12 protein-coding genes are annotated in these 11,841 nt (G+C 28.2%); 10 read left to right on the forward strand and 2 right to left on the reverse strand.

All coding sequences use genetic code 11. The features are described 5' to 3' along the window. The 10 genes from CLPUN_RS29505 to ymfI all read left to right on the forward strand — a co-directional run. On the forward strand, window positions 1–155 hold a 155-nt coding region (locus CLPUN_RS29505), incomplete at its 5' end, for a transketolase-like TK C-terminal-containing protein (protein WP_198944271.1). A gap of 244 nt (window positions 156–399) precedes the next feature. After that, window positions 400–1,023: a DUF4867 family protein gene (locus CLPUN_RS01420; protein WP_077845598.1), complete on the forward strand. Its 624-nt coding sequence runs from the start codon at window positions 400–402 to the stop codon at window positions 1,021–1,023. A 199-nt stretch (window positions 1,024–1,222) separates the two neighbouring features. Further along, window positions 1,223–2,695 (forward strand): L-fucose/L-arabinose isomerase family protein, encoded by a 1,473-nt coding sequence (locus tag CLPUN_RS01425; protein WP_077845599.1) that lies wholly within the window; start codon window positions 1,223–1,225, stop codon window positions 2,693–2,695. A 285-nt stretch (window positions 2,696–2,980) separates the two neighbouring features. Then, complete coding sequence (locus tag CLPUN_RS01430; protein ID WP_242954016.1) at window positions 2,981–3,559, forward strand: GntR family transcriptional regulator; 579 nt, start codon at window positions 2,981–2,983, stop codon at window positions 3,557–3,559. A 179-nt stretch (window positions 3,560–3,738) separates the two neighbouring features. Next, window positions 3,739–4,524, forward strand: coding sequence for a transporter substrate-binding domain-containing protein (locus tag CLPUN_RS01435; protein ID WP_077845601.1), 786 nt, complete (start codon window positions 3,739–3,741; stop codon window positions 4,522–4,524). A gap of 572 nt (window positions 4,525–5,096) precedes the next feature. Next, window positions 5,097–5,879, forward strand: a complete 783-nt coding sequence (locus CLPUN_RS01440) for a transporter substrate-binding domain-containing protein (protein ID WP_077845602.1) — start codon at window positions 5,097–5,099, stop codon at window positions 5,877–5,879. Between the two features lie 15 nt (window positions 5,880–5,894). Next, entirely contained in the window at window positions 5,895–6,557 is a 663-nt protein-coding gene (locus CLPUN_RS01445; RefSeq protein WP_077845603.1) for an amino acid ABC transporter permease, read from the forward strand. Continuing rightward, on the forward strand, window positions 6,541–7,269 hold the full coding sequence (locus tag CLPUN_RS01450) for an amino acid ABC transporter ATP-binding protein (protein WP_077845604.1): 729 nt from the start codon (window positions 6,541–6,543) through the stop codon (window positions 7,267–7,269). Before CLPUN_RS01445 ends, CLPUN_RS01450 begins: the two co-directional genes overlap by 17 nt. A 376-nt stretch (window positions 7,270–7,645) precedes the next feature. Further along, a complete protein-coding gene (locus CLPUN_RS01455) occupies window positions 7,646–8,578 on the forward strand; it encodes a metallophosphoesterase (protein WP_077845605.1) in 933 nt (310 codons plus the stop codon). Window positions 8,579–8,591: 13 nt separating this feature from the next. Beyond that, a complete protein-coding gene (ymfI, locus tag CLPUN_RS01460; protein WP_077845606.1) occupies window positions 8,592–9,335 on the forward strand; it encodes an elongation factor P 5-aminopentanone reductase in 744 nt (247 codons plus the stop codon). An 83-nt stretch (window positions 9,336–9,418) separates the two neighbouring features. Here ymfI and CLPUN_RS01465 read toward each other — a convergent pair whose 3' ends face one another. Together CLPUN_RS01465 and CLPUN_RS01470 are read right to left on the reverse strand one after the other, a co-directional pair. After that, window positions 9,419–10,936, reverse strand: a complete 1,518-nt coding sequence (locus tag CLPUN_RS01465) for a HAMP domain-containing sensor histidine kinase (protein WP_077845607.1) — start codon at window positions 10,934–10,936, stop codon at window positions 9,419–9,421. Further along, window positions 10,936–11,607: a response regulator transcription factor gene (locus tag CLPUN_RS01470; RefSeq protein WP_077845608.1), complete on the reverse strand. Its 672-nt coding sequence runs from the start codon at window positions 11,605–11,607 to the stop codon at window positions 10,936–10,938. The genes CLPUN_RS01465 and CLPUN_RS01470 overlap by 1 nt, the downstream gene beginning before the upstream one ends. Window positions 11,608–11,841 lie beyond the last annotated feature (234 nt).

An 11,841-nucleotide genomic window follows, 5' to 3' on the forward strand; every position in this document is an offset into this window, starting at 1 on the left:
CAAGCTTTGGATGGCATAAATATGTAGGTCTTGATGGAGAAATTATTTCATTAGATACCTTTGGAGCATCAGGAAATGCAGAAACATTATTTAAACAATTTGGATTCACGGTAGAAAATGTTGTAGATAAATCTGCTAAGGTAGTTAATAAATAATTATGTAATATATATATAATCTAATAAATATAGCAAAGTATTTGAACAAAAATATAAGTTTAAGACTAATTTCAAATAATTAAATCTAACATATTGCAATAACTTGAAGAAGGTAAATAACATTTTAAAAGAAATAATTAAGTTAGAATAATAAGGATAACAGCGATACTGTGGAAGTGGGTATTTACTAATCAAAATATTGCAATATGTACAAAATATAAAAAATATGAAAGGTAGGGTTAAGATGATTATAAAAAAAGTTATTAATAGTGATTTTAAAAAATATGGACAAGTTTTAAAAAACTATGATTGTTCTGAAATAATTGAAAAGATGAAAAGTAATACACCATTGCCAAGCAATGTAATATATGAACCATCTATAAAAGAACTCGAAGATTTAAAAATTGCTGAAGAGCTTCGAAAAAGAGAGTTTGGAGAATTACCAATTCAAATAGGATATTGTAATGGTAATAATTATATATTAAATGCAGTTGAATATCATCGTTCATCTGAAATAAATATAGCAGTAACAGATCTTATTTTACTTATAGGATGCCAGCAAGATATTGAAGACGATTACTTCTACGATACTTCAAAAATAGAAGCATTTATGGTTCCAGCTGGAACTATAATCGAAGTATATGCAACTACTCTTCATTATGCACCTTGTAATGCAAATGAAGATGGCTTTAAATGCGTTGTTGTGCTGCCAAGAGATACTAACTTACCTTTGGAAAATAGTACTCATAAAACTGGTGAAGATGCACTATTATTTGCAAGAAACAAATGGTTAATTGGTCATAAGGATACTGATTTAGGTGAGCAAGGAGCGTTTATTGGTCTAATTGGAGAAAATATACACATATAAAAAAGCGTGTTAGCGCAATCAAGATCATTTCACATATAAAAAGTGCGTTAGCACAACCAAGAACATTTTACTTATAAAAACATTTAACGATATTGAAAAATTTGAATTATAAAAAAGTTAAAATTAAAAGTGTGTGTAAAAAATAACTAATAAAAAAATATGTAAAAAGAAAAAATTATAATAAATGGAGGAATTTAAAATGAATAATATACCACAAGTAAAATTAGGAATAGTTGCAGTAAGCAGAGATTGTTTCCCAATGGAATTATCAGCTAATAGAAGAAAGGCTGTAGTAGAAGCGTATAATGGAGAAATTTTCGAATGTTTAACAACTGTTGAAAATGAAAAACATATGGAAAAAGCATTATACGAAGTTAAGGAAGCAGGAGTAAATGCATTAGTAGTATTCCTTGGAAACTTTGGACCTGAAACTTCAGAAACTTTACTTGCTAAGAAATTTGATGGTCCTATAATGTTTGTTGCAGCAGCTGAAGAAGCGGGAGACAACTTAATTAATGGGCGTGGAGATGCATATTGTGGAATGCTTAATGCAAGCTATAATTTAGCTCTTAGAAATATAAAAGCATATATTCCTGAATATCCTGTAGGAACGGCTCCAGAAGTTGCAGATATGATTAGTGAATTTGTACCAGTTGCTACAGCATTACTTGGATTAAAGAATCTTAAGATTATTTCTTTTGGTCCAAGACCTCAAGATTTCTTAGCTTGTAATGCACCTATTAAACAATTATACAACTTAGGTGTTGAAATAGAAGAAAATTCAGAACTTGATTTATATGCTGCATTTAATGATCATGCAAATGATTCAAGAATTCCAGATGTAATTGCTAGCATGGAAAAAGAATTAGGTAAAGGAAATAAAATGCCTGGTATTCTGCCAAAACTTGCGCAATATGAAATTACATTATTAGATTGGATGGAAGAACATAAGGGTTCACGAGAATATATTGTATTTGCCAATAAATGTTGGCCATCATTCCAAACACAATTTGGATTTGTGCCTTGCTACGTAAACAGTCGTTTAGCAGCAATGGGAATTCCTGTGGCATGTGAAGTTGATATATATGGTGCATTAAGTGAATACATTGGAACTTGTGTAAGTCAAGATGTTGTTACTTTACTTGATATTAATAATTCAGTACCAGCTGATATGTATGAATCAGAAATCAAAGGTAAATTTGAGTATACATTAAAAGATACATTTATGGCATTCCACTGTGGAAATACATCTGCTTGTAAATTAACATGTGGCACTATGAAAAATCAAATGATTATGGCAAGAGCTTTGGAACCAAATCAAGAACCAAACATAACAAGAGGAACACTTGAAGGAGATATTGTACCAGGAAATATTACCTTCTTCAGATTACAAAGCAACGCAGAGGCAGAATTAACAGCATATGTTGCAGAAGGAGAAGTTTTACCAGTTGCAACTCGTTCATTTGGAGCTATTGGTGTATTTGCAATACCAGAAATGGGAAGATTCTATCGTCACGTATTAATAGAAAAGAGATATCCACATCATGGAGCAGTTGCATTTGGACACTTTGGAAAAGCAATATACAACTTATTTAGATATTTAGGCGTTAAGGAATTAGGATTTAATCAACCTAAAAATATGCTTTATAAAACAGAAAATCCTTTTCAATAATAAGTTGTCAAAATAACAATTTAATGTGCTATTTAAGGTATTTTTATGTAAATTATTAAAAAACTTAAATAAGCACTTGACAAAAACTGCTTTATTTAAATATAATAACTATAGATAAAAGCAACGGAGCATTTATTTAGATATATGTCCGTTGCTTTTTTTATTTATTTTAACTGATATATCAGTGGGATTTTAGGGAGAGGAGAGATAAATCTGCATCAAGCTGAGAAATCATATGCCAAAGAAATATATAAGCAAATTAAACTAGATATTTTAAATTTAAAAATAAAGGATGGAGATTTTCTTACCTTAGCTGAATTAGCAGACAAATATAATGTAAGCAAAACTCCTGTGAGAGATGCCTTAGGAGCATTAGAGATTCAAGGATATCTTAAGTCCTTACCTAGAAAAGGTTATTTAGTAAAGCCTGTAACACAGAAAAGCATAAGAGAATCTTTTCAAATGAGATTACTTTTTGAAAAAGTAGCTGTAAATTTAATTATTAAAGTAGCTAGTGATTCAGAATTACAAAACATATTAGAATTAGCTATGAAATTTCCTGAAGCTTCACAAAACAGCAAAATAGTTGAATTTAATGAATTAAATAATATGTTTCATATGTCAATCATAAGAGCAGCTCATAATTCGTTACTAATTGAAATGTGTGAAGGAATTATGGAAAATCTCTCACGAATACTTATGATAGATTGTAATCAACTAGAATTTGCTAATGAAAAAGAAGAACACATAAGTATAGCAAAAGCACTGGTTGAAAGAGATGGTGAAAAGGCAGAAGAATTAATAACAGAACATATTTTAGATTTACAAGCAAGAGCTTACTCTAATGAAAGAGTCAACATATAAATAATAAAACTTTCTATTAGAATAAAAATTCTTCATTATTATATTAGATTTGAGAATAAAAATTTTAAATAATCTAAAAATACATATTGGAATAAGTTTTAATGCTTAAAATAAAATCATTTTACAAAGTCATAATAATAGAATTTATAAATGTAACATTATTTAAGGGGGAATAAACAATGAATAAAAAATCGTTAGTAGGAATTTTGCTAGCAGCAGTAATATCAATAGGAATAATGTCAGGGTGTACCGCACCAAAAAATGATGCTGCAAAGAGCGATGATGCAAATAAGAAATACTTAATTGCATGTGATTCAAAATATGCACCATTTTCTTTTGAGGAAAATAACAAATATAAAGGAATTGATGTAGAAATTCTAGATGCAATTGCTAAAGAAGAAAAATTTGAATATGAATTAAAGCCAATGGACTTTAAGGGAATAATTCCAGGACTTACATCTAATCAATTAGATGGTGCTATAGCTGGAATGAGTATTACAGATGAAAGAAAACAATCTTTAGACTTTTCAGATGGATATTTTGTATCAGGATTATCAATGGTTGTTAATAAAACTAACACATCAATCAATTCAGAAGGCGATTTAAAAGGAAAAAGTGCTTCAATTAAAAATGGAACAGCAGGAGCTAAATTTGCAGAAGATAATCAAAGTAAATATGGATTAAAAGTAAATTATTTTGATGATTCTCCATCAATGTTCCAAGCTGTTGAAAATGGAAATGCTGATTTCTTATTAGAAGATTATCCTGTTATAGCATATAAAATCAAAGTTGATTCAGAGTCAAAATTAAAAATTACTGGTGAAAAATTAACAAATGTTGATTATGGATTTGCAGTTAAAAAAGGTGCAAATGCTGACTTATTAAAGAAATTTAATGAAGGACTTAAAAAAATAAAAGACAATGGACAATATGATAAGATAGTTGACCAATATATTGCAAAATAAATTTGTTTTCTAAGGTAGGTCTGATATATATATTTCAATTAATAAACTAAATTATTTGTAATAAATTGTTTAATATAATAAATTAATTAAGGCTTGTATAAATGGAATAAAATAAGGACTTTCAAAGTAAAATTTGAATTTCATTTTAAATAAAAAGCTATGGATTTAGAAAGATGTAATTTCTGATTTATAGTTTTTTGTTGTATAATTATTATATTTTGAATGGATATGAGAGTATTTCATTAACGAATATTAAACATTAAAAAATGAAGGAAGAAACATATTTTACTTCATAATTAGAAATGCATATTTATATTAAAAATGAATTTGGAAATGATGATATGTTATAGAAAAATGAGGCTATCAAAAGGGAAAAGTTTTCATGAAAGGAATAATTAAAGTATTATAAAATCTTACTCTTGTTGACAGTTTTTGAATTAAACTATATAATGAGTTTCATATGGAAGCTAAAAAATCAACATTAAATTTATTGCATATAGAATTTAAATTAATTAATATGTAATAATTTTAAATTTTGATTTAACTTAATAAATTGCAAAGGGGCAGTAAAAATGAATAAAAGATCATTAGTAAGTATTTTATTAGCATCAGTAGTGTCAGTAGGATTATTAGCAGGTTGTGGTACATCCAATAATGACACAAAAGCAGATGGAGGAAATAAAAAATATATAATTGCATGTGATTCAAAATTTGCACCATTTTCTTTTGAGGAAAATAATAAATATAAAGGAATTGATGTAGAAATTCTGGATGCAATTGCTAAAGAAGAAAAATTTGAATATGAATTAAAACCAATGGACTTTAAGGGAATAATTCCAGGACTTACATCCAATCAATTAGATGGAGCTATAGCTGCCATGACTATAACAGATGAAAGAAAGGAATCATTAGATTTTTCAGAAGGATATTTTGAATCGGGATTATCAATTGTTGTTAATAAAAATAACACTTCAATTAATGGATTAAATGATTTAAATGGAAAAAGTGCTTCAATTAAAAATGGAACAGCAGGAGCTAAATTTGCAGAAGATAATCAAAGTAAATATGGATTAAAAGTAAATTATTTTGATGATTCTCCATCAATGTTCCAAGCTGTTGAAAATGGAAATGCTGATTTCTTGTTGGAAGATTATCCAGTTATTGCATACAAAATTAAAGTAGATAGTGGTGCAAAATTAAAAATTGTTGGAGATAAATTAGATACTGTTAATTATGGATTTGCAGTAAAAAAAGGTGCAAATGCAGAATTATTAAAGAAATTTAATGAGGGTCTTAAGAAATTAAAAGACAGTGGAAAATATAACGAAATTGTTGATCAATATATAGGAAAATAGTAAGGAGAATGGAAAATGGAAATCTTAGCATTGCTAAAAGAGAGCTTCCCTAGCTTACTTAGTGGGATTGGCGTAACAATAGAAATTGCAGTAATATCATTGATATTAGCTGTAATGCTTGGAATTATTTTGGGTATATTTAGCATAAGTACATCTAAAATATTAAAAGGTATAGCTACAATATACATTTATATAGTTCGTGGAACTCCGCTTATGATTCAAGCGTTGTTCTTATTCTTTGGCGTTGGACAAGCATTTAATATAAGATTTGACCCAATGATTGCAGCCATAATAACTCTTACAATAAATGCGTCAGCTTATATGGCTGAAATATTTAGAGGTGGAATACAAGCCATAGATAATGGTCAGATGGAAGCAGCGAGAAGTTTAGGACTTAGTTATTCAAAAACTATGAGAAGAGTTATTTTGCCACAAGCGGTTAAAATTATGATTCCATCTATATTAAATCAATTTATTGTTACACTAAAGGATACTTCAATTTTATCAGTCATAAGTATAAGAGAACTTACTGCAACTGGACAAATTATAATTGCTAGAAACTATAAGCCACTTCAAATGTATGCAATTGTAGCTTGTATGTATTTTATATTAATTACAGTATTAACTTTAGTATCAAGTTATATAGAAAGGAAAATTAGCTATGGTAATAAGCGCTAAGAATTTAAAAAAACGTTATGGACATTTAGAAGTTCTTAAAGATATATCAGTAAATGTAATTGAAGGAGAAGTTCTTTGTATTATAGGTCCTTCAGGTTCAGGAAAGAGTACCTTCTTAAGATGTTTAAATGGTTTAGAAGAAATTCAAGCAGGTAGTATTACAATATTAGGACAAGAGCTTGTCAATAATAAGGATATTAATAAGTTAAGAGAAGAAATAGGAATGGTATTCCAGTCATTTAACTTATTTCCTCATTTAACAGTGCTTGAAAATATGTTACTAGCACCATTAGAGTTAAAAAAGATGACTAGGGAAGAAGCTACTGAAAAAGCTCTTAATTTATTAGATAAAGTTGGATTAAAGGATAAAAAAGATGTTTATCCCAATACATTATCAGGCGGACAAAAGCAAAGAGTTGCAATTGCTAGAGCACTTGAAATGAATCCAAAGATAATGTTATTTGATGAACCAACTTCTGCTTTAGATCCTGAAATGGTTGGTGAAGTGCTTAAGGTTATGAAAGACTTGGCTCAAGAAGGTATGACTATGGTAGTGGTAACTCATGAAATGGGATTTGCTAAGGATGTAAGTGATAGAGTTATCTTTATGGATCAAGGATATATATTAGAAGAAGGATCACCAGAAGAAATATTTATAGCACCTAAAAGTGATAGGTGTAAAGAATTTTTAGATAAAGTTATTAATAATTAAATAATTATTAAAGTAGGAAGAGGATTATTGTAATTAAATTTAAAAACTTAAGTGGAGTCTAAGGGATTTTCATATTATAATGAAGTTATAAATATGCTAGGTAATAGAGTTAAGGTTAATTAATTCTTATTACCTAGCTTTATATTTTTAATATTATATTTACTTTATATCTAATATTAAGTGTATTCAGTGAAATTTAAGCTAAAATTAATCTTGATTCAGTAGTTACCTCATCATGACTTTAATAATTTAAATAAATAGTTGACTATTAGGTTATAAAAAATGATAAAGTATTTATAAAAGTTAATTTAAATTATCAATAAAAAGCACATATTCATATAATAAATTAAATCAATAGATATTTATGGGAAGTTATATGGGTGAACAGTGTACAAAAAGTAATAATTTCATAAAAAGAATAATAGAAACAGGGAAGTTAATTGAATTTAATGAAGTTTCAAGAATAGTTTTTATAAGTGATGTTCACAGAGGAAATGGGGGATATGCTGATTCTTTAAGACAAAATAGAAATATTTATAAAGCTGCCCTTGGATTTTATTGTGAAAGTGGGTATACTTTAATTGAACTAGGTGATGGAGATGAATTATGGAAAAATAAAGATTGCTTGGATATAGCTTATAATTACAAAGATATTTTTGCTATATTAAATAAGTTTTATGAGGAAGATAGATTATGTTTAGTTTTTGGGAATCATGATATTGTTAAATCAAGTCCAGAATTTATAAGAGAACAAGAAAAACTTTTTGAAGATATAGGCTATGATTTTGGGCGTGAAATGCTTAATCTTTATCGTAATGTGGTGTTTTATGAAGGAGTTATACTTAGATATACTCCTTTAGATAAAGATATAATTGCTTTTCATGGACATCAAGTTGATTTAATTAATTGTGATTTGTGGAAGAGCAGTAGATTCTTAGTTAGATATGTATGGCGTTTTATGGAAGGTGTTGCTGGATTTAAATCTCCTACAAGTCCTGCAAGTAACTATAATAAAGGAAGCAAAATTGATAAGGCATTGGAAAAATTAGCACGGAAAGAAAAGAAAATGATTATTTGTGGACATACACATAATGATATATTTCCAGAGCCTGATGAAGGGCTCTATTTTAATGATGGATGTTGTGTATTCCCGTCAGCAGTAACTTGCATTGAAATAACAAATGGGGAAATTTCTTTAGTTAAATGGCAAATAGAAGTTGGAAATCAAGAGATTTTATACATTAATAAAACTATAACTGGAGGTCCAGAAAAAATAGAAAAATATTTAGAGTTTGCTAAAAAACTTTAGTAAGGAGGATAAGATGAGTAAGCTAAGTGGTAAAGTTGCACTTATAACAGGAGCTTCAAAAGGCATTGGAAGAGCTATAGCTATAGAATTTGCAAAACAGGGAGCAAGCGTAGTAATAAATTATTCAACGGATGATGAGGGGGCAAAGGAAACCTTAGAAGAAGTTAAAAATGTAAATGGATACGGTATTGTAATAAAAGGTGATATATCATCTTTTAAAAATTGCAAAATAATAGTTAATGAAATTCTACAAGTTATGGGTAAAATAGATATTTTAGTGAATAATGCAGGGATAAGCCAAATAGGATTATTTATAGATGCTACAGAAGATGAAATTGAAAAAATTATAAATAATAATCTTTTGGGAGCAATATATTTAACTAATCAAGTACTTAAAGATATGATTTTGAGAAAAAATGGAAATGTAATAAATATTTCCTCTATGTGGGGCGATGTTGGAGCATCTTGTGAGGTGCTATATTCAGCTTCAAAAGGAGGCTTGAATTCTTTTACAAAAGCTCTCGCAAAGGAGGTAGGACCTTCGAATATAAGGGTAAATGCTATTTCACCAGGAGTAATAAATACGAAGATGAATTCATTTTTGGGGAAAGAAGAAAAAAAAGCTTTAGAAGAAGAAATTCCGTTAGGAAGATTCGGTGAGCCAAGTGAAATAGGGAGAGCTGCTGTATTCTTATGCAGTGAGGCATCTTCATATATAACAGGGCAAATTATACGTGCAGATGGTGGTTTTATTTAGTATATTTACAGAAAACTTTCAATACTGACAAATAAGTATATTACTTTTGGCAGTTTGAAGGAGATTTCCTAATACATAGAAAACTACAACTCCTCTTCAGGTGATACTATTTTTTCAAGATAGAAGAAAAATTCTACACCACCATCTATATTTTGAAGGTCAAATTCACTATTATGAAGTTTTAATATATTTTTAACTATTGACAATCCAATACCAGTGCTGTTCTTTTGAGTTCTTTCTCTAGATTTATCTAATCTATAAAATTTATCAAAAAGTTTGCCGATTTCTTCTTCTGGAATAGTTACGCCCATATTTTGAACTGATATTTTAAATTTATCTAATCCTTCTTCAATAGTTACATTAATATCATTCATTGGAGGGGTATATTTAATTGCGTTAGTTATAAGATTAGTTAAAACTTGCTCCATTTGAAATGGGTCTGCATAAACATAGCTGTAAGGAGTCGAAGAATTAAAATTGACATTAAATTTATTTTCTTCAAAGTCAGGAGTATGCTTTTTTAATACTTTTGTAATTAATCTATTTATATTAAAGGCTTCTAGATTTGGTTTAGTTGTTCCAGATTCAAGTCTTGAAAGTTCTAACATGTTAGAAACTAAAACGCTCATTTTTTTAGATTCGTCAATTATTGTTTCTAAATACATTTGAGCATCTTGACCAGAAACAATACCATCTTTAAGACCTTCTGCATATCCTTCTATTATACCTATTGGAGTTTTTAGTTCATGGCTTACATTAGCTGTAAATTCTTTTCTCATATTATCTAATTGTCTTTCTTTTTCGATATCACTTTCTAACTTTTTATTTTTCTCCTGAAGATCCATAAGTGCCGAATGAAGATTTTTTGATAAAAAGTTTAAAGATTTAGCAAGACTTCCTATTTCATCTTCTCTATTAGTTTGGCAAACAGCAGAAAAATCCATATTTGACATTTTATTTGCGACATAAGTTAAAGTTACAAGAGGCTTAGAAATTAAATTAGAATAAATTAAAGCAAGCATTATAGAAATAGTTATTAACCCCCAAAATAAATATATAAAAAATTCACTCATAACTTCAGCAGCTTCTTTTATAGGCTGAATAGAAGAAATGCAAAAAATAAGGCTGTCATTTTTACTATTTAAAGATAATGGACTTACTACTCCAATTTTTTTTAATCCACTGCTTTTATTCTCAAAAGTTTTATATCTAGTGTGAGAATATTTAATAACTTGATTTATTAAATCTCTATCATTAATTAGTTCTGTACCAAAAGCAGTTAAAGTTTCAAAGCTTTCTTTATCATCACCAATATTATTGGAATGATATTTAACAACATCTCCAGCAGAAGATGTAATTATAACTTGAGCATTATTGTCATTTTCAAATTTTTCAAGAGCTTTAACAAGGTCAGAAGTATTATCTATATGAAGAGAATATAAATCATGAAATTTATTAACCTCCTGTACTAAGGACATTCTTTTTTTATATGAATAAAAATCCTCAAAGAAAAAGGCTTGTGCAAAGTATGCTATAAGCATTAAACCAATAATTAGAGATAAGGTTATAGTAAATAATCTTTTAGATAAACTTTGATTCATTATTTTGCCTCAAATTTATAGCCACTACCCCTAACAGTAACTATATAATTAGCTTTATCTAACAATTTTTCTCTAAGCCTTTTAACATTCGTATCTACAGTACGAATATCCCCATAATAATCAAGTCCCCATACATTGTCTAAAATATTATCTCTTGTTAATGCAATACCTTCATTAGTTATTAAATATATTAAAAGCTCATATTCTTTTGGTGATAAGACTATTTCATGACCATTAATTTTAACTTCATGAGAAAGTTTATTTACAGTAAGTCCATTAAAATCTTGAGAACTTGAATCTAAATCTTCGCGAGTTCTTTTTAAAAGAGCTTTAACTTTAGCAATTAACACTTTAGGGCTAAATGGTTTGGTTACATAATCATCTGCACCATAATCATAACCTTGAAGTTTATCTTCTTCTTCTCCTTTAGCAGTAAGCAAAATTACAGGGACAGTTGAAACTTCTCTTAATTTTTCAAGCATAGTCATTCCATCCATAATAGGCATCATTATATCTAAAAGCACCAAATCAATTTTTTGAGTGCTAAATATAAATAAGCCCTCTTCACCATTTGAAGCTTCAAAAATATTAAAATCTTCCTTGATTAAGTAATCTCTAAGTAAAAATCTAATTCGAAGTTCATCCTCAACAATTAAAATAGACTTTCTCATTATTATGTCATCTCCTTTATCTAATTAAATCATATAAGGCACAACTTTATTTTATCGTTTGATTTGAGACATATTAAATAATGTAATAACCAGTATACTATTATTTTATATGTCTAAGTGCCCAAAACAAAATTTTTATAATATGTTAAAAGTTACATATAACTAATAATACACTATAAATAAGTCAAATAGATTACAATTCTATAAATAATCTACTTTGAGATTGAGTTTTAC

The organism is Clostridium puniceum (assembly GCF_002006345.1).
Lineage (GTDB): Bacteria > Bacillota > Clostridia > Clostridiales > Clostridiaceae > Clostridium > Clostridium puniceum.

What these genes read in the sequence shown, in the direction of transcription:
- CLPUN_RS01420 (WP_077845598.1), top strand. Translation starts at nt 400, where the DNA reads ATGATTATAAAAAAAGTTATTAATAGTGATTTTAAAAAATATGGACAA.
- CLPUN_RS01425 (WP_077845599.1), top strand. Translation starts at nt 1,223, where the DNA reads ATGAATAATATACCACAAGTAAAATTAGGAATAGTTGCAGTAAGCAGA.
- CLPUN_RS01435 (WP_077845601.1), top strand. Translation starts at nt 3,739, where the DNA reads ATGAATAAAAAATCGTTAGTAGGAATTTTGCTAGCAGCAGTAATATCA.
- CLPUN_RS01440 (WP_077845602.1), top strand. Translation starts at nt 5,097, where the DNA reads ATGAATAAAAGATCATTAGTAAGTATTTTATTAGCATCAGTAGTGTCA.
- CLPUN_RS01445 (WP_077845603.1), top strand. Translation starts at nt 5,895, where the DNA reads ATGGAAATCTTAGCATTGCTAAAAGAGAGCTTCCCTAGCTTACTTAGT.
- CLPUN_RS01450 (WP_077845604.1), top strand. Translation starts at nt 6,541, where the DNA reads ATGGTAATAAGCGCTAAGAATTTAAAAAAACGTTATGGACATTTAGAA.
- CLPUN_RS01455 (WP_077845605.1), top strand. Translation starts at nt 7,646, where the DNA reads ATGGGTGAACAGTGTACAAAAAGTAATAATTTCATAAAAAGAATAATA.
- ymfI (WP_077845606.1), top strand. Translation starts at nt 8,592, where the DNA reads ATGAGTAAGCTAAGTGGTAAAGTTGCACTTATAACAGGAGCTTCAAAA.
- CLPUN_RS01465 (WP_077845607.1), bottom strand. Translation starts at nt 10,936, where the DNA reads ATGAATCAAAGTTTATCTAAAAGATTATTTACTATAACCTTATCTCTA.
- CLPUN_RS01470 (WP_077845608.1), bottom strand. Translation starts at nt 11,607, where the DNA reads ATGAGAAAGTCTATTTTAATTGTTGAGGATGAACTTCGAATTAGATTT.